The organism is Burkholderia sp. KL41 (assembly GCF_057005415.2).
Genome location: NZ_CM174447.1, coordinates 3,217,936 through 3,234,918 on the forward strand (window position 1 = coordinate 3,217,936; position 16,983 = coordinate 3,234,918).

At 67.2% G+C, this 16,983-nt stretch carries 18 protein-coding genes; 5 read left to right on the forward strand and 13 right to left on the reverse strand.

Translation table 11 applies throughout. The features are described 5' to 3' along the window. The first annotated feature begins 67 nt into the window (after window positions 1-67). Window positions 68-487, forward strand: coding sequence for a hypothetical protein (locus tag PQB87_RS31805; RefSeq protein WP_111942799.1), 420 nt, complete (start codon window positions 68-70; stop codon window positions 485-487). Between the two features lie 17 nt (window positions 488-504). Here the strand turns inward: PQB87_RS31805 and PQB87_RS31810 are convergent, their stop codons facing one another. Then, window positions 505-1,605 (reverse strand): DJ-1/PfpI family protein, encoded by a 1,101-nt coding sequence (locus tag PQB87_RS31810; protein WP_489243259.1) that lies wholly within the window; start codon window positions 1,603-1,605, stop codon window positions 505-507. An 88-nt stretch (window positions 1,606-1,693) separates the two neighbouring features. Here PQB87_RS31810 and PQB87_RS31815 point away from each other — a divergent pair, with 88 nt between their 5' ends. Beyond that, window positions 1,694-2,704 (forward strand): GlxA family transcriptional regulator, encoded by a 1,011-nt coding sequence (locus tag PQB87_RS31815; protein ID WP_489243260.1) that lies wholly within the window; start codon window positions 1,694-1,696, stop codon window positions 2,702-2,704. Window positions 2,705-2,771: 67 nt separating this feature from the next. Next, window positions 2,772-2,939: a helix-turn-helix domain-containing protein gene (locus tag PQB87_RS31820; RefSeq protein ID WP_489243261.1), complete on the forward strand. Its 168-nt coding sequence runs from the start codon at window positions 2,772-2,774 to the stop codon at window positions 2,937-2,939. A gap of 65 nt (window positions 2,940-3,004) precedes the next feature. On the opposite strand, the gene PQB87_RS31825 is transcribed toward PQB87_RS31820, so the two are convergent. The 10 genes from PQB87_RS31825 to PQB87_RS31870 form a co-directional block, all read right to left on the reverse strand. Then, window positions 3,005-3,436 (reverse strand): hypothetical protein, encoded by a 432-nt coding sequence (locus PQB87_RS31825; RefSeq protein WP_048024532.1) that lies wholly within the window; start codon window positions 3,434-3,436, stop codon window positions 3,005-3,007. 43 nt (window positions 3,437-3,479) lie between these two features. Beyond that, the gene (locus PQB87_RS31830; RefSeq protein ID WP_489243262.1) at window positions 3,480-5,336 is read right to left on the reverse strand and encodes a S10 family serine carboxypeptidase-like protein; all 1,857 of its coding nucleotides are present in this window, start codon (window positions 5,334-5,336) and stop codon (window positions 3,480-3,482) included. Window positions 5,337-6,068: 732 nt separating this feature from the next. Further along, window positions 6,069-7,883 carry an ExeM/NucH family extracellular endonuclease gene (locus PQB87_RS31835; protein WP_489243263.1) on the reverse strand — a complete coding sequence of 605 codons (1,815 nt, stop codon included), beginning with the start codon at window positions 7,881-7,883 and terminating at the stop codon, window positions 6,069-6,071. A gap of 214 nt (window positions 7,884-8,097) precedes the next feature. After that, a complete protein-coding gene (locus PQB87_RS31840; protein ID WP_489243264.1) occupies window positions 8,098-9,039 on the reverse strand; it encodes a CopD family protein in 942 nt (313 codons plus the stop codon). Further along, window positions 9,036-9,416: a copper homeostasis periplasmic binding protein CopC gene (copC, locus tag PQB87_RS31845; protein WP_059619070.1), complete on the reverse strand. Its 381-nt coding sequence runs from the start codon at window positions 9,414-9,416 to the stop codon at window positions 9,036-9,038. Before copC ends, PQB87_RS31840 begins: the two co-directional genes overlap by 4 nt. Window positions 9,417-9,430: 14 nt before the next feature. Then, window positions 9,431-9,778, reverse strand: coding sequence for a copper-binding protein (locus PQB87_RS31850; RefSeq protein WP_059489069.1), 348 nt, complete (start codon window positions 9,776-9,778; stop codon window positions 9,431-9,433). A 68-nt stretch (window positions 9,779-9,846) separates the two neighbouring features. Next, a complete protein-coding gene (locus PQB87_RS31855; protein WP_059494350.1) occupies window positions 9,847-11,142 on the reverse strand; it encodes a multicopper oxidase family protein in 1,296 nt (431 codons plus the stop codon). Between the two features lies 1 nt (window position 11,143). Further along, a complete protein-coding gene (locus PQB87_RS31860; RefSeq protein WP_489243265.1) occupies window positions 11,144-12,640 on the reverse strand; it encodes a TolC family protein in 1,497 nt (498 codons plus the stop codon). Further along, the gene (locus PQB87_RS31865) at window positions 12,637-12,915 is read right to left on the reverse strand and encodes a hypothetical protein (RefSeq protein ID WP_489243266.1); all 279 of its coding nucleotides are present in this window, start codon (window positions 12,913-12,915) and stop codon (window positions 12,637-12,639) included. The genes PQB87_RS31860 and PQB87_RS31865 overlap by 4 nt, the downstream gene beginning before the upstream one ends. 90 nt (window positions 12,916-13,005) lie before the next feature. Continuing rightward, window positions 13,006-13,362 (reverse strand): hypothetical protein, encoded by a 357-nt coding sequence (locus PQB87_RS31870; protein WP_489243267.1) that lies wholly within the window; start codon window positions 13,360-13,362, stop codon window positions 13,006-13,008. Window positions 13,363-13,628: 266 nt separating this feature from the next. Between PQB87_RS31870 and PQB87_RS31875 the strand changes: the two genes are divergently transcribed. Next, entirely contained in the window at window positions 13,629-14,300 is a 672-nt protein-coding gene (locus PQB87_RS31875; RefSeq protein ID WP_027789830.1) for a heavy metal response regulator transcription factor, read from the forward strand. Beyond that, complete coding sequence (locus tag PQB87_RS31880; protein ID WP_489243268.1) at window positions 14,297-15,709, forward strand: heavy metal sensor histidine kinase; 1,413 nt, start codon at window positions 14,297-14,299, stop codon at window positions 15,707-15,709. The genes PQB87_RS31875 and PQB87_RS31880 overlap by 4 nt, the downstream gene beginning before the upstream one ends. A gap of 73 nt (window positions 15,710-15,782) precedes the next feature. Here the strand turns inward: PQB87_RS31880 and PQB87_RS31885 are convergent, their stop codons facing one another. Both PQB87_RS31885 and dmeF read right to left on the reverse strand, forming a co-directional pair. Then, entirely contained in the window at window positions 15,783-15,968 is a 186-nt protein-coding gene (locus tag PQB87_RS31885) for a DUF1289 domain-containing protein (RefSeq protein ID WP_021159996.1), read from the reverse strand. Window positions 15,969-15,970: 2 nt separating this feature from the next. After that, window positions 15,971-16,978 carry a CDF family Co(II)/Ni(II) efflux transporter DmeF gene (gene dmeF / locus PQB87_RS31890; protein WP_489243269.1) on the reverse strand — a complete coding sequence of 336 codons (1,008 nt, stop codon included), beginning with the start codon at window positions 16,976-16,978 and terminating at the stop codon, window positions 15,971-15,973. Window positions 16,979-16,983: the final 5 nt, after the last annotated feature.

A 16,983-nucleotide genomic window follows, 5' to 3' on the forward strand; every position in this document is an offset into this window, starting at 1 on the left:
CTCGGGCAAGCCCGGGCGCCAGTGAATTTCGGCACAATGGCCGTCGTGTCCGTCACCCGAAACCCGCATGCCCTGCCCGTCAAATTCCCGCGCGCGGAAGCGCTCCGACGCCGGCGCCCTTTCCTCCGACAGCCCAAGCAACCGGCGGCGTGCCGGCCGGGCCGCCGCGCTGCTGCTCGCCGTGAGCCTCGCCGCGTGCGACGCGACGCCCGTCCCTGACCGGCTCTCGGACTTCGATGCGACCTACGCGATGCAGGAGCGGTTCGGCCTCGGCGACGTATTGGTATTTCTCGGGTCCTGCATCGGCGCCAAAAACCCGACGTATCCGGGCCAGGCCGCCTGCACCGCTGTCATCTACTCGAACGGCCACGGGACGGAAACGCAGGCCGATTTCCACTGGAACGGGAAGAAATGGGCGGCCGAGCCCACCCAGTCGCAGGATCTCCTGCCTTACCCCGATCCCAGGCTCGCAAAGTGGGTGAAGTAAGCGCGCGCGCCGCGCCGCTACTTCGGATACTCCAGTTGCAGCGCGACCCAGCCTGACGTCGCGTCGCCGTAACGTGCCGCGATGTCCCCGAGCACTCCCGGAAGCACCGATTCGCCACGCCGTCCGGCCGGCATCGCCACGCGCGCGTGCCCGGCATTCGCCGGCTGCGCCAGCAACCGCAGCCCGTGCCTCGACTCGATCACGCGCGCGCCCGCCGTCGCGACGACGTCGCTGCGCCAGGTCCGCGCCCACGCGTCGGCGGTCAATGCAACCGGAAGCTCGTCGAACCCGTCTTCGACTGGAAGATCGAACGTCTCGTGCCGCCAGAACGCGAGGCGGTTCGTCAATGCGACCGTCACTGCCGGCGCGGTCAACACGAACCGGCTGCCGTCATGAACGTCGCTCCATGCCTGCGCGCCGACGCGCCGCGCAGTCTCGCGCGCCGCGGCCGGCCCGGCCAGCGCACTCACCAATGCCAGCGAAGCGGGAATCGACGCGGACACGCCGGTCGTCGTCATGACGTCGCCGTCCATCACATAGCGGCGATCGTCGACCCACGTCGTCCCGGTAAAGCGGCGACGCAGGCGGTCGCGCGAATACCAGTGCGACGTCGCCGTGCGCTGCTGGAGCAGGCCCGCATTCGCGAGGACTTCCGCCCCATCGCAGATCGCCACCATCGTCGCGCCGCCAACGGCCTGCTTGCGCAACCATGCCAGCACCGCCGGCCGGTCGGCACCGTGCAGCGCGGGAACGATCACGACATCCGCCCCGGCCGGAACGGTCGCGTCGAACCGGTCGAACGTGGTGTCGGCCAGCATGCGCAACGCGGGCATCAGTTCGACCTCGCCTTCGTCGGCCGATACGGCGACGACATCGGCCGCACCGGACGTCTTCAGAATCGCGTACGGAACGATGAAATCGGTCGTCTCCGTTCCCGCATTGTCCGCGACGATCGCCACGAGCGGTCGCACGCGGCCCGCCTTCGGCGTGCCGACCGCAAGTGCTCGTGCGACCGGCGGTGCGTCCTCCGCCCTCACCGGTGCCGGCCACCCCGCCGCACACGCGCCCAGCACCGCGCACACGAGCAGCACTGCCCCGCCTGTCTTCCCTGACCGCATCGTCCATCCGTATTCGTCGATTGCACGTCCGGAAAATTACAAGGATCATGCTCGCGGTCACAAGGACAACTCCACCGCACTTTCCGCCATGTCCCAGTCAACCTGTTCGGCACGCGACATCGTTGTCGTCGGCTTCGAAGGCGTCCAGTCGCTCGACATCACGGGCCCGATGGAAGTGTTCGCGGTCGCGAACCGTCATCTTCCCGACCATGCGCGGCCGTACCGGCTCACGCTCGCGTCGCAACACGGCGACGACATCGTCACGCACGCGGGCCTGCGCCTCGCCGGTACGGCCGCGCTGGCGGCACTGCCGGGGCAGATCGACACGATCGTCGTCGCCGGCGGCAATGAAGCGGCGCTGCGACACGCCGCGTCGGAAGCCGGCGTGCTGCCGTGGCTGCGCACGCGAATCGCGGACACGCGGCGAATCGCGAGCATCTGCACGGGTGCGTTCGTGCTCGCCGCGGGCGGATGGCTGGACGGCAAGCGCGCGACCACGCACTGGAACCAGTGTGCGACGCTGCAGGCGCTGTGCCCCGACGCGCGAATCGAACCGGACGCGATCTACGTGAGCGATCCGCCGTTTCATACGTCGGCCGGCGTGACGGCCGGCATCGATCTGTGTCTTGCACTCGTCGAGGCGGACTGCGGCGCGCCGACCGCGCTCGCGGTCGCGCGCGAACTCGTGCTGTTCGTGCATCGTCCCGGCGGGCAGGCGCAGTTCAGCGTCGGGCTCGACATCCAGGCCAACGCGACGCCGCGCATGCGGACGCTGCTCACAGGGATCGCCGACGATCCGACCGGCGATCTCGGCGTCGCCGCGCTGGCCGCACGGATGCACATGAGCGAACGCACGTTTGCGCGCAACTTCCTCAAGGAAACCGGGCGATCGCCCGCGCAGTTCGTCCTTGCGGCACGCGTCGAGCGCGCGAAGGCGCTGCTGGAGCGGGCCGACTGGCCGCTCGAACGGATCGCCGAGCGGTCGGGATTCGGCAGCGTCGACGCGTTGCAGCGCGCATTCGCGAAGCAGGTCGGCGTCTCGCCGCACGACTATCGCGCCCGCTTCGGCGTGAGGCGCGACCGGCAGCGGATCGCGTAGGCCGGCGCACCGCGCAATACGCGTTCCTGGATACGTTGAACCTGAACCCCATCGGTACCTGCGGGACGTGCGCCTGAATCACGCACGCCGCGAGCTCCGGCTCGGCGATTCCGTAACGTCCGCGGCCACCCAATGGGGCTTCCGGCACCTGAGCAGTTTCGCGCGGGACTATCGCGCGATGTTCGGCGAGTTGCCGTCGGCCACCGCGAAGCGCTACGCGCGCCACGCAACCTGAACGCCTGCCACCTTCCGGCGGCCGGTGCGAACGATCCCGCACCGGCCGCCGCCCTGCCTGCTACATCACTCGTCCTGCTGATCCTGCTGCGCCTGCACCTGCCGCTGCTGGATGAACTGCCGCACGTCGCTCATCGTCACGCGGCCGGTGTGCTTCGCATCGATCTCGTCGAAGTGCTTCGACACGAAGCCCAGGCCGCTGCTCTGCGCCTGCGCCTTCGTCACGGCCGCGCCGTTGCTCAGCACCGTATTGGCGCCGAGCCGCGCATCGACACGCTGCTGCGCCTGCTGCTGCAACGTCGCGCCGGTCGACGGCAGCACCGGCGCCGCCCGCGTGGCAGGAAAGAACGGACCGTCGACACCGTGCCCGCCGTGCGGCAGCTTCACCGGCGCCACCGACTGCGGCGGCAACGCGTGGGCACTGCTCATCACGGCACCGAGGACGATCAACGGGGACATACGCCGCATCAAATTGATTAGGGACATGATCACTCGCATTCAATGGATGAATAGAGGGTTCCTTTGACAAGGAGTCCGTCGCTCACGGGGCCGCCGCCAGCGTCGTCGCGGCCGTCGCGCCCGGGACGCTGCCGGTCGGCACGCTCGGCGGGTTTTCATCCGGCCACGGCGGCGGCAGCGTGTGCAGCGTCAGTGCCGTCGGAATCCGCGCGCCCTTGTAGAACGTCTTCAGGTCCCGCTTCATCTGCGGACGGGCGACGTCGTCCAGGTAGATCATGTGGCCGCCCTGGAAGAAGTTCACCTGCAGCTTCGGATTCAGGCCCTTCACCGTCTGCAGCCGCGCGAGCTGCTTCTCGGTGTTGAAGAACGGCGTCGCGAGATCGTGGAAACCGTTCTCCGCGAGCACGCGAAGCTTCGGGTTGAGCTGCAGCGCACCGAGCAGATCGGGGATCGTGTCGGGCATCGGCTGGCCGTCGTGCGAGAAGTCCCAGACGCCGATGATGTTGTCGTTCAGCGGCAGGTACGTCGCGTTCGGGGCGGTGTAGCCGAGGTAATCCGGCATCTGCGTCGCGAGCGCGTTCGTAAACGGCTGCGAAATCAGGATGTCGGACGGGTCGCCGTCGTTCTGCAGCCGCGGATCGGCGTTCGGCAACGACACGCGTCCGTCATACCGGCCGATCGTCGTCCCGGGCAGCAGGCTCGTGCCGAACGGATTCGCGTTGAAGTAGCCGCGCAGCGCCTGTTGCGTGAGGCTCGACGGGATCGACCACAGCTTGAGCGTCGCGTCGCTCGGGAACACCGGCGTGCCGAGCGCATCCGGAATGCCCAGCTGGCTCAACACCCACGACTGCGAATACTTCTGCAGCTGGTTGTAGATCAGCGTCGTGAACAGTTCCGTCTGCAGTGCGTACAGATCCTGGTTCACCGGTGCCGGCGAAACCTGGTTGAAGTACGCGGCGACCGCCGCATAACCGGGCAGGTAACCGGCCACGGTATCGGTTTCGAGCAGCAGCCCCTCCGTCGACTGCGTGATCGCCACGGCTTCCACCGCATCCGCGAAGTAGTTCAGGATTGCCGATTGCAGCACGATGCCCGTCAGGTGCACGCCGGCCGATTCGAGCGCCAGCGCGAGCATGTCGGTACGCGGCGTGCCGTACGATTCGCCGTACAGGTAGATCGGCGACGCGCTGCGGCTGTTGACGTTCAGGTAGCGCTGGATGAAATCGCGCATGATGTTCACGTCCGCATCGGAACCCCAGTACTTCTGGTTGGTGTTCGGCAACACGGCTTCCGACAGCCCGGTGCCGGGCGGGTCGATGAACACGAGGTCGGTGGTGTCGATCAGGCTGTCGGCGTTGTCGACGAGCGGATAGTTCGGCCAGTTGCTGCCGAACCCCGGATCGGGCGTGGCCACGCGGGTCGGCGCGAACGAGCCGAGACGCAGCCAGATCGACGACGAGCCTGGGCCGCCGTTATAGACGAACGTGACGGGGCGCGGCTTGCCGTTCTTGCTCGGCGCGGTGTACGCGACATACGACATCGACGCTTCCGCATTGCCGTTCGCGTCCTGCGCGGTCAGGTGGCCGGTGGTCGTCGTGTAGTTGACGGTCGTGCCGCCGTTTTTCCACTGGTAATGCATGACGGCCGCTTTCTCGGACACCTGCGCGGGGGCGAGGCCGTCGGTCGCGTTCATCGAATAGGCGACCGGGTCGACGTAAGGCTGGTTGGCCGCCGGTGTCTGACTACCGACCGCTTGTGCGCTGGCCTGCTGGCTGGCCGTTGTCTGCGCGAGACTCGATGCGCCGACGGACGACGAATCGTCGCCGCCGCACGCCGCGAGCGCCAGCGTCATTGCAGTCAATGCGCCTAGCCCGGCCATCCGGCCGCGACGGCCATTGCGGCCATGGCGGCTGCCGGTACTGCTCCTGTCTGGTTTCATCTCGTTCCTTGTGGCTGGTTCGGATACCGCTTCACAAAGGCCGCCCTCACTGGCGAGACGCGCAGCAACACCCGCCACTCGCGCAAAGGCGGTTGGGATCGGACTGCTTCAAGAGACTGAACGTGATACAGACACAGCAAACTGCTGGCGAGAATCGTGCTTGAACCGCCCCCTGCAGTTTGGACTTCTTTTCTGATTACCGAAATTTACGACATCGACAAAATAGGCGGTGCTGCGCCGCGTTGTCAAAGATCATTCCGATATTAAAAATCCCGTAATGATGCGAAGGGCCGCCAGTGTCTGGCATTTGAAAGAAAACGGGATTATTCGTGCAAGGTGCGTCTTGTCGGCAATGCCGCGCCGAATATTTTACTTTTCGCGCACAACGACGAAGCCTTTACTGCATTGATGCAGCACGCTCAATACCTTCAGATCGACAGGATTTTTCTTTCATTTTTATTATCGCCAATCGATTAATGCATTGCGGCGAAATGCAGGCTTGATTCGAAGATTCGATTCACTTCAATCATTCTTCAATCCGGGGCTTATGCCTCCCCGTCATCCATAAAATACCGATTTCGCGGAATTGCATCGGTTCCAGTGGAATTATTTACCCGATATCCGGCCGGGTTTGTCGATGCGCGAGCGGCGTGCGATTCATCCGCCGCCGCCCGCGCGACGACGTGCGCACGTGCCGCACGTCGTCCATCGCGAAGCCGGTTCAACCCGCGCTCAATGCCCGCCGCCCGGCAGCGCGATATCGATCAGCACCGGGTCGTGATCCGACGAACGATACGCATCCGGCGCGTAGAACGTCTTCTGCTGCTCCGCCGATTTGTAGGCGAGCGTGTACTGCAGCGCGAGCGGCTCGTCCGCGTTGATGTGCCATTCGTGCACGGCCTTCACGTGCGACGCGAGCGGCAGTGTCGCGAGCGCGTGATCGAGATAACCGGCTTCGCCGTTGTACACGTAGCTGTACGCATTCGCGCCGATCCAGCGCGCGACGAGGTTGCGGTAGCCGCGCGATTCGAGCGTGCGGATCGGGTCTTCGTACGTGTAGCTGTTGAAATCGCCGATCAGCAGCACACCCTGGCCCGCGACGCCCGTCGGATTGCCGGCGAGCCAGTCGGCCACCTTCACCGCCGCGCGCGTGCGCGTCGGGTTCCAGCAACCCTGGCCGTCACCCTGGTCGAGATCGTCGTTCGCGGCGTCCGGGCAGTTCTTCGACTTCAGGTGGTTGACCGCGACCGTCAGCGACTGCTTGTTGCCGCCGACCAGCCGGAACGACTGCGCGAGCGGCTGGCGGTTCTTGTCGTCGATCGCGAGCGTGGCCGCGCGGCCGACGGGCTCGACCTTGCGGCTGTCGTAGATCATCGCGACCGTGATCGCATCGCCGCCGAGGCGCGACACGCCCGGATCGACCACGCGCCAGTGGTTGCCGAGCTTCGCCGCGAGCTGGCGCACCGCGCTCAGTTCGCCGTAGCCGTTGTTCTGGATTTCCATCAGGCCGATCACGTCGGCATCGATCGCCTTCAGCGCGCTGACGATCTTCGCTTCCTGGCGCTGGAATTCCTGGAAGTTCTTCGCGCCGCGGTTGTTCGGATCGTCGAAGCCGCCGCCGAGACCGTTGCCGTTGAAGTAGTTGAGGACGTTGAACGACGCGACGCGCAGGTTCGATTTCGGATCGCGCGCGGGTGCGTTGGTGCGCGGGTTCGTGCGCGCGTCGAATGCCGGCACGGCCGCGCCGGGCAGCGGCTGCACGCGCCATGCGCCGTAACGCACTTCGAGCACGCCTTCGACGTCGCGCACCGTGTAGCCCGCACGCAGCGTGTTCGCGGCCGACAGGCCCGGCGCCGGATACGGCACGGTCGCGGGGTTCTGCTTGTTCGAGCCGTCGTCGAGGACGAGACGGTTGCGTGCGTTCGCATCGATCTGCGTCTGTGCCTGCGCGGGCGGCACGACGCTCGTCGGCGTGCGCAGGCGACCGTTGCTGAGCATCACGCTGCCGTAACGGCCGAGTTCGTAGTTGTCGGTGACGTTCAGCGTCTGCGGCAGGCGCACCAGCATCCCTTCATACGCGGCGAACGCGTTCGGGCTGTCGACCGGCAGCGTGAGCGTCGCGGGCGTGACGCTCTGGCCGTTCGCGCACACCGCGATCGCGCCCGACAGCGTGAGCTGCGTCTGCCCGTACTTCTCCTCGACCTTGCCCGTCACGTGCACGAGGTCGCCGGCCTTCGCGCGCACTTTCGGCGCATAGACGAACAGGCCCTCGGACACGCCCGGCTGGTTGCGGCGCTGCGCGTCGGCCTGCTGGACGAAGAAGCCGCCGAAGCCGTCCGTGCCGCCGAAATCGGCGGTGACGACGGCTTCGATCGACACGTTCTGGCCGGCGAGCGGCGACGGCGCGCCCGGCCCCTGGATATCGGCGATCGGCGTCGTGCTGCCGCCGCAGTTCGGGCTGACGGGCGCGGCGGTGGCGGCGAAAACCGGGGCAGCGAGCGTGGGCAGAAGCAATAGCGGGGCAAACAGGCGGATTGTCGAGCGCATGACGGGGAATCCCGGTTGTGAGGGTGCCGAAAGCTTAGCGGCGCTCAATGACAGTTTTTGGTAATCGAAAGACAGGCCGATGTAATTGTCGTCGTCACGCTGCGATCGCCACCGTTCGCACCTTCGGGCCTGAAAATGCGGGGAAATCGTCCGGCAATAAATTCGTCGTGCTCGCGACGATTCCCCCGCGTGCCTTCGCGCATGGCCCGCCGCGCTATATCGTCCCCGGCAACGCGCTCGACACGAGCACGGCCGCCACCATCAGCACGCCGCCGAGCACGACCGCCTCGATCCGCAGCACCGCACCGAATTGCCGCAGCGAAACAGCCGGCATCGCGGCGGCCGGGTCGTTCAGCGCGGCCAACAGCTTCGGCATCCCGAAGAAGCGGTTGTGTCCGCCGAGCGCCGCGGCGATCAGCACCAGCGCGAGCTTCAGCAGCAGGATCTGCCCGTACGTCGACGCGAGCAGGTTGGCGGGCGTATCGACGCCGCGCCAGCCGTTGTACGCGCCGGTCGCGAACAGCACGATCAGCGCATATGTCGATGCATCGGACAGCGACTGCACGAACGATGCGCCCGTCGTGCGTTCGCTCGCGGGCAGGCCGATGAGCCGCGGCATCACACCGAATGCCGTCACGAGCACGAGCCCGACCCACGCGCTGATCGCCAGCAGATGCAGCCAGTCGACCCATACCGGCGCGCTGAACAGCCCCGCGTCGACCGGATGCCCGCCGTTGCTGCGCGCGAGCGCGACACCGGCGAGCGCGGCCCAGATCGCGAACGGAAAGCGCGAATCGTGCGCTCGCCTGACGAACGACAGCAGCACGACGACGAGCATGAATACGGCGCCGGCCAGCCACGCATGACCGAACCCCGTGCCCGCGAGCATCGCGCGGACGGACGGTCCGGCGTCGAGCATCGATACGTCGCTCATCAGCGCGCAGTGCGCCCAGAACGCGGTGATGCTGGCAAGCAGCGATATGACGGACGCGATGCGCAGCGTCGCGACGAGCCGCCGCCCGATGCCGTGCTGCCACGCCGACGCGCCGCGCGCGAGCCAGTGGCTGCCGAGCAGCGCGCCGACGACGACGGCGAACCCGGCATTCTGGATCGCCACCGACACGAGCCGCAGGAGACCGACGAAGCCGTCGTTCACCCTTTCACCCGGAACGTATAGGCGCCCTTGGTGCGATGCGCATCGGCCGTCATCGCGACCCACTGCACCGTGTACGCGCCCGGCGCGAGCTTCGGCATCGCAATGGTCATCACGCGCGGGTTCGACGCATCGACCTTCGCCTTTTCCTGCGTGACGGCATTGCCGTTCGCGTCCGACACCTTCACCGAACTGAACGTCGGTTCGAGGTCTTCGTTGAAGGTGAGCCGCAACGTGTCGGGCGCCGTGTCGACCGTGCTGCCCGTCGCCGGTGCGGCGCTTTCCAGCTTGCCGTGCGCCGATGCGGCGACCGGCGCGGCCGCGACGATCGTGCCGGCCGCGGCGAAGGCGGCCAGCCGCCTGAGAGTCGTGATCTTCATGTTCATGCCTCGCGTCACGGCTTCTTCAGCTCGACGACGGTCAGCGCGCCGTTCACGTCCTCGGCGACGAAGTCGATCTTGTCGCCCGCCTTCACCTGCGACAGCATCGCCGGGTCCTTCACCTTGAACACCATCGTCATCGCATCCATCCCGAGGTTCTCGAGCGGGCCGTGCTTGATCGTCAGCCTGGCCGCAGCCGTGTCGACCTTGCGGATTTCGCCGTGCGACATGCTCCGCTTTGCCGCGGCTTCCTGCTTCGCGCCACCGCTCATGTCCATGCCGGCCATGTCGCCCGCCGCGTACGACGCGGCGGAAAACGCCAGCGCCCAACCCGTTGCCATCAAAACCAGTCCCTGCTTCATCGTGTCGACTCCCGTGTGAGTGAATGGAAACCGGCGGCCGCATCGGTACGGCCGCCGCATGCTGCTGCTCAACCGTCCGGCAGTTCGCCGGTGTACTCGTACGCGACGGTGCCCTTCGGATGCCTGAACCAGCCCGGATCGCGATAGTCGTTGCGGCCGAGGCCCTGCCGCACCTTGCAGACCGTGAACATGCCGCCCATCTCCAGCGGCCCGAACGGGCCCGTGCCCGTCATCATCGGCAGCGTGTTGTCGGGCAGCGGCATCTCCATGCCGCCCATCGCGCCGCCCGTGCTGCCCATCGCCATGTAGTCGGGCACGAGCTTGCCGATGCGCTTCGCGAGATCCTGCTGCGGCACGCCGATCAGGTTCGGCACCTGGTGGCCCATCGCATTCATCGTGTGATGCGACTTGTGGCAGTGGAATGCCCAGTCGCCTGGGCGATCGGCGGTGAACTCGATCGCGCGCATCTGGCCCACCGCGACATCGGCCGTCACTTCCGGCCAGCGCGCCGCCGGCGGAATCCAGCCGCCGTCGGTGCCCGCGACTTCGAAGCTGTAGCCGTGCAGGTGAATCGGATGGTTCGTCATCGTCAGGTTGCCGAAACGAATCCGCACGCGGTCGCCCGCGCGCACCGGCAGCGGATCGATGCCCGGGAACACGCGCGAATTGAACGTCCACATGTTGAAGTCCGTCATCTCGTTCACGCGCGGCGTGTAGCTGCCCGGATCGATGTCGTACGCGGCGAGCAGGAACACGAAGTCGCGATCGACCGGCATCGTGCCGCGATCCTTCGGGTGCACGATGAACATGCCCATCATCCCCATCGCCATCTGCACCATCTCGTCGGCGTGCGGGTGATACATGAACGTGCCGTGCGCCTCGAGCTGGAACTCGTAGACGAAGGTCTTGCCGGGCGGGATATGCGGCTGCGTGAGGCCGCCGACGCCGTCCATCCCGTTCGGCAGCCGCAGCCCGTGCCAGTGGATCGTCGTGTGCTCGGGCAGCCGGTTGGTCACGAAGATGCGCACCTTGTCGCCTTCGACGGCCTCGATCGTCGGGCCGGGCGACTGGCCGTTGTAGCCCCACAGGTTCGCGTTCATGCCGGGCGCCATCTCGCGCACGACGGGCTCGGCCGTCAGGTGGAACTCCTTCCAGCCGTTCTTCATCCGCCACGGCAGCGTCCAGCCGTTCAGCGTCGCGACGGGCGTGTACGGCCGGCCGTTCGGCGGCACGAGCGGCGGCTGCGTGCCGGTTTTCGTCATCGTGGGCGCTTCGGGCAACGACGCGGCGCCGGCCTTGCTGACCATCGCCGCACCGAGCAGCGCGGCGCCCGAGTGGCTGAGAAATTGTCGACGGGACACCATGTCAATGACCTTCCGGATGCGTTTGCGTCGCGGGCGCCGGTTGCGCCGCGGGGGTGGAGGCCGGCTGCGGCGCAGCGTCGGCGCTGGAAGCGGAATCCGGCCGGGCAGATGGCGTCGCGCGCGGCACGTCGCCCGGCGTCGGGAGCCGGCCCCCGACGGCCATCTGCAGATCGGTTTCGGCGAGCCAGTAGTCCTTCAGCGCATCGATGTAGCCGTTCACCGCGCCGACCTGTTCGCGTGCATCGGCCAGCAGCTCGAACGCGCTCGCGAGCATCCCGTTGTAGCGCAGCAGCAGCTCGTCCGAGATCGTCTTGCGCAGCGGCACGACTTCGTCGCGATAGTGGGTGGCGACGTCGTAGCTCGTCACGTAGGCCGCATACGATTCGCGCACTTCGGAACGCGCGTCGATGGCCGTTTTCGCGAGCCGGTTCGCCGACTGCATGTAGACGGCCTCCGCCCGCGCGACCTTCGCGCCGCCCCAGTCGAACAGCGGAATCTCGACGCTGATCTCGAAGCCGTGCTCGTGACCCTTGCCGGTCTCGTAGTCGTTCACGTAGCCGAGATCCACCGCATCGACGAAGCGCGTGGCCTTGCTCAGGCCGAGCGACGACGCGACACCCTGCGTCTGCAGCTTCGCGGCCTGGATGTCGAGGCGGTTGCGCATCGCGAAGCGCTCGAGATCGGGCAGGTTCGGCCGCGCTTTCGGCAGGTCGGGCAAGCGCTCGGGCAACGCGTATTGCGTGCGTTCGCCCCACAGCCCCATCGCGCGCGTGAGCTTCTCGCGCGCGGCCACGGCCTGCTGGCGCGCCTTCGCGTGCTGCGCGACCGCATCGGCATGGAACGCCTGTTCCCGCGCGTAATCGAGGCGGCTGAAGTTGCCGGCCTGCCGCATGCGCTGCGCCAGTTCGGCGGCCGCACTCGCGGCATCGCGCACCTGCCCTGCATAGTTCGCGGCCTGTTCGGCCGCGACGGCCTCGACATACGCGCGGCGCGCGTCGGCCGCCACCTTCAGCATCGCGTCGGCGGTTTCGAGCTTGGTCTGCTCGAAGCGGCGGCGTTCGATGTTCGTCGCGAGCGGCAGGGTCAGCAGCGCGAACACGTTCGCCGAGAACGTGCGGCCGAGGGTCAGCTCGCCGTCGCCCGCGCGTGTGCGGCTGAACGCGAAACGCGGGTTCGGCAGCCGGCCGGCCTGGACGAGATCTGCCTCCGACAGCCCCAGTTCCGCATACGACGCCTGCAGGCCGCGGTTGTTCAGCAGCGCGACCTGCACCGCATCGTCGATCGACAGCGGCTTGGCGAGCAGTTCCTTCGTGCGCGTGTCGACGGCTTCACGGTCGGCGTCGGTCCTGACCACGACCGCGTCCTTGCCGATGCGCTCCGACGCGACGGACGACACCGCGTCGAAACCGCCGTCCTTCGAAAACGTCGTGCAGCCGGCGAGGAAGGCCAGCACGGCCGCGGCCGCGCCGATCCTCGGCGAGATCGACAGCATCGTCATCGCGCGGCCTCCTCGTGCATCGAACGGGTAGCGCCGCCGGCCGCACGACCGGTCGTGCGCCCTTTTGCGGGCCGTTCCGTCACGTCGCGGTTCAGCTGTTTCCAGCCCGGGCCTTCGTCGTCCCGATACGGCCGGTAGCCGTCGAATACGGACGTCACGGTGACGTCCGGCACCGCCGCGGCGGCGTCCGCCGGATCGGGCAGCGGGGTTTGCGCAGGCGCGAGCGACGGCACGAGGGCCGCCGCGCCAAGCAGCGCCGCAGTAATCAATCGCATGAATGGGTCTCGTCGTGTGTCGTGCGGCGGACGGGATACCGCCGCCGGAGCGGATTGCGGAGCACGGCCGGTCGGGGCCGCGGGCGGGATCTAGACGAGAAGCCGGCGCGGCGGCCTGTCGATGCCGCCGGTCAGGAACGACACGACCCCGGCCGCGGGCGGTGGCGAGACGATCGCCGCGCGAACGCCGGCCGCGACGGGGACGGCGGGCGCGCTCGACATGCCCGCGCCGACGCAGCAGGACACGCACGCGGAACACGCCGGCGCATGCCGGGCGTGGCTGTCGGCGTCGTGATGGCCGTCCTGCGCGGCCGGCATCGTGTGCGACGCCGCTTCCATCGGCGCGACGGCAACGCGTTCGCACTGCATCGAAACAGTCGCGAACGACTGGATCGGCAGGCTCAGCGCCAGCAGCACGACGACGAGGAATTTGCGCCAGTACGACATGGATGCGGAATCAGGCAGGCAACGACCGGATGGGCCGGCGCGGCGCCGTGACAGCGCGTGCCGGGGGACAAGACGGCCGCAGCTTATCGCCGTCGCGGTGACGACGACATGGCCGAAACATGACCGGATTTTCATGAAACGCGGGCGACGCGGCGCAAGCGCTTCATGACAATTCCGTCATCCGGCGGTCATTCTTCGCGCACGCTCGGCGCCCTATGCTCACGCGTTACACTGACCGGCTGGAATCACGGACAGCCTGCCTCACCATGCGGATACTGATAGTCGAAGACGAACCCAAGATGGCGTCGTACCTCCGGAAAGGGCTGATGGAGGCGAGTTACACGGTCGACATTGCGGAAACCGGCAAGGACGGGCTGTTCCTTGCGCTGCACGAGGATTTCGATCTCGTCGTGCTCGACGTGATGCTGCCGGAAATGGATGGCTTCGAGGTACTCCGGCGCCTGCGCGCGCAGAAGCAGACGCCGGTGCTGCTGCTCACGGCGCGCGAGGCGATCGAGGACAAGGTCGCCGGGCTCGAGCTGGGTGCCGACGACTACCTGCTCAAGCCGTTCGCGTATGCCGAGTTTCTCGCGCGCATCCGCTCGCTGCTGCGACGCGCGCCGCGCAACGTGCGCGACATCCTGCATGTCGCCGATCTCGAAGTCGACCTGATCCGCCGCCGCGTGCGGCGCGCCGACACCCGCATCGACCTGACCGCGCAGGAATTCGCGCTGCTGCAGTTGCTCGCCGAACGCGAAGGCGAAGTGCTGACGCGCACCTTCATCACGTCGCAGATCTGGGACATGAATTTCGACAGCGACACGAACGTCGTCGATGCCGCGATCAAGCGCCTGCGCGCGAAGATCGACAACGCCCATGAGAAGAAGCTGATCCACACGATCCGCGGGATGGGCTACGTGCTCGAGGATCGTTCGTGACGCGCAGCAGCCCGGCCTCGTATTCGCTGCTGCGGCGCCTGACGCTGGCGTTCGCCGTCGTCGCCGCGCTCGTGTTCGCGCTGACCGGCGCGTACCTGTATCGCTCGCTGTCCGCCGAGCTGACGCGGCGCGACGACATCGAGATCTCCGGCAAGCTCAACCAGTTCCTGCAGCTTGCGCACGCGAGCGGCTCGGCTGCCGCGCTGCGCGCCGATCCGGCCGTGTTTCATGAAGTGCTGCTGTCGCATCCGGGCGTCTATCTCGGCATCTACGACGCGCGGAACCGCGCGCTCGTCGAGCATTCCGACGAAGCCGGCCACACGCTGGCGTCGGTGATCGCCGCGCCCCATCCGGCCGGCGCAACCGGCACCCCGTTCACGTGCGCGCCGCCCGGGATCGGCACGTCGCGCTGCGTGTATGCGCGCGCCACGCTGCCGTCCGGCGATGCGATCCAGGTTGCGCTTGCACGCACGGCGACCGATCGCCAGTCGTTGCTCGAAAGCTATCGCGTCGACATCTGGCTCGCGGCGGCCGCGGGCGCGCTGCTGGTCGGCGCGCTCGGTTACGCGGTCGCGTCGCGCGGCCTGCGCCCGGTCGAGAGCCTCGGCCGGCAGACGTCACGCATCGAGGCCCACAACCTGAACGCGCGGCTCGACGCGCATGGCGGCCCGGTCGAGCTGCGTGAACTCGCGACGTCGGTCAACCGGATGCTCGACCGCCTCGAACGCGCGTTCGTGCGGCTCTCCCAGTTCTCGTCCGATCTTGCGCACGACATGCGCACGCCGCTCGCCAACGTGATCAGTTCGTCGCAGGTCACGCTGTCGCGCGCGCGCACGACCGAGGAATACGAAGCGCTGATCGATTCGAATATCGAGGAATGCGAACGGCTGCAGCGGATGATCGAGAACATGCTGTTTCTCGCGCGCACCGACAATGCGCGTCAGCACCTGAAGACCACCGAACTTGACGCGGGCGGCGAACTGCGCCGGCTCGCGTCGTATTTCCAGGCGCTTGCCGATGAAGCCGGCGTGCGCATCGACGTGCAAGGCGAAGCGACCGTCGTCGCCGATGCGACGCTGTTCCGGCGCGCCGTCAGCAATCTCGCGTCGAACGCGCTCGAACATGCGCAAGCCGGGTCGACGATCGAGCTGGCGGTGTCCACGCAAGGCGGGTATGCGGTCGTCGAAGTCACCAATCGCGGCGCCGCGATTCCGCCCGAACAGGTCGAACGGATCTTCGAGCGCTTCTACCGCATCGATTCGTCGCGGCACGGCGCGGCGCGCAACGCGGGCCTCGGGCTCGCGATCGTGAAATCGATCATGGAGCTGCATCGCGGCAAGGTCGAGGTCGCAAGCCGTGACGGGCGCACGACGTTTGCGCTTCATTTTCCGCGCGGCGTCGAAGGGTAAGGCGTTTCCCGCGCGTGTCGCATCGGCGTGACGGCCGGCGCAACACCAGGCGAAGCACGACGACGACGCCCCTTCACTCCCCCGGTTCGCGCCGGATTTTCGCCTGGCGGCGATTGCGGTCGTTCAGTATCTGGTGCCGGCGATGGTCGGTCAGCTTCTTCCAGTCGCGCGCCTCGTCGCGCGTGCGCAGGCAGCCGACACAAAAGCCCGTCCGGCCGTCGAACGCGCACAGCTCGATGCACGGTGATTTCACGGCCACGGTCAGGCCGCCTTCGCAGGCGTCATCACTTCGACGGTCACGTGGGACACGCCGTCGAAACCCTCGATCAGCGCATGGTAGAAACGCGCGTCGCGCACCGTCTCGACGGTTTCGACCGACACGATCGCACTCATGTGGCCCGGCCCGACACGCCACACGTGAAGATCGTTGACCGTGTCGCCCAGCGCCTCGATCGCATCACGTATGCGCGCAGCCAGCCTGCGATCGACGTTGACGTCGAGCAGGATGCCGCCGGTATCGCGCATCAGCCCATACGACCAGTTCGCGATCACGAGCGCGCCGACAATGCCCGCAACGGGGTCCATCCAGACCCAGCCGAATGCACGTGCGAGCAGCAGGCCGACGATGGCCAGCACCGACACGGCCGCGTCGGCGATCACGTGAACGTAGGCCGACCGGATGTTGTGGTCGCGATGGGCCGCCGTGTGCGAACCGTGATCGTGATGCTCATGATGATCATCGTCGTGATCATGGTCGTGGTCGTGCCCATGATGATGACCGTGCCCATGGCCATGCCCGTGGTGATGGCCGCCGCTCAGCAGCCACACGCTGGCGAGGTTCACCGCGAGCCCCAGCACGGCAATCGGAATCGCTTCGCCGAAGTGAATGGGAACGGGCGCCAGCAGACGCGCAACCGCCTCGTAGCCGATCAGGATCGCGATCATCGCGAGCACGATCGCGCTCGTGAACCCGGCCAGGTCGCCCAGCTTGCCGGTGCCGAACACGAAGCGCGGATCGTCGGCATGCTTGCGCGCATAGGTATAGGCCAGCGCGGCGATCAGCATCGCGCCCGCGTGCGTCGACATGTGCAACCCGTCGGCGACGAGCGCAAGCGACCCGAACAGCGTGCCGCCGACGATCTCGGCCACCATCATTGCCGAGCACAGGCCGATGACCATCCACGTCCTGCGTTCGTTCTGCTCGTGCGCCGCACCGAGAAAGATATGGTCGTGCCCCGCGCCGAACGCGTCATCCCGGAAAGCGTTCATGTCCT